The 891-nt window shown below is 43.1% G+C and carries 1 pseudogene; it reads right to left on the bottom strand.

The annotated features are described in order from the left end of the window. Window positions 1-829, bottom strand: a pseudogene (locus HC175_RS15390) (hybrid sensor histidine kinase/response regulator); the annotation flags it as partial. Window positions 830-891 lie beyond the last annotated feature (62 nt).

Genomic DNA, 891 nt, shown 5'->3' with positions numbered 1-891 from the left:
CTAAGGCTTCCTTGTTGAGGTTGTACAGGGAATCCCGCATTTGATTATTGACCTTTAACAAGCTTAAAGCTTCGGCATGATTTCCCGCCTCTTCCTGAATTTTGCTTTGCACCCAATAGGTATGTTGTACCATTCCGCCAAAATTGTTCTTTTTAGCCAGGGCAAGGCTCTTATTGGCTTCGTTCATTGCCTGTTCCAGCTGGCCCGTGGCGAGATATGCTCTGGCTTTGTAGAAATGGATACGTACCCTTTCATACTGGTTGGTGCTGTTCTTCAACTTTTCTTCAGCTGAATTGAAGTAGGAAAGAGCGGCGTGAGGCCTATCTGAAGTGTTCAGGTATAGGATTCCACGATTAAGATCGATGTTCCCGAGGCCTTCAGGATCACCCAGTTTTTCATAAAGACTTTGAGAAAGATCAAAATATTCTGTAGCTCTTTCAAAAATTCGTTTTGCCGTAAAAATTTTTCCGTAGTTAAGATAACTATAGGCTAAGCCTGCTTCATCTCCAATTTCCCGCTGAAGCGAAAGTGCACGCTGCAATTCTGTAGCGGCTTTATCGTGTTCATGCCGCACATAGTGCAATTGGGCCATTAGACTGCTCGAAAGCGCGATGAGCCTTGGGTGATCAACTGCCCGGGACAATTCCAACGCCCTATTGAGTTCGCGCAGGGCCTGGTCAAAATTTACGCTATTAATAGACTCCTCGGCGTCTCTTAACAGCTGTTCGATAGTAGCATTAAGTCCATCTTTTTCCTGTAGGTGATTTTCCTGGGCGTAGGAAAAGGAAATAGAAAGAAAAGCCACCATCAAAAGAATAAAGTTCTTCATTTGGGACGTAAATAACTGTGGCTAAATATAATTATTTAATTGTAACATGGGCAATTAAATCA

Source organism: Salinimicrobium oceani (assembly GCF_012037645.1).
This window is presented reverse-complemented; position numbering and strand designations above follow the sequence as displayed.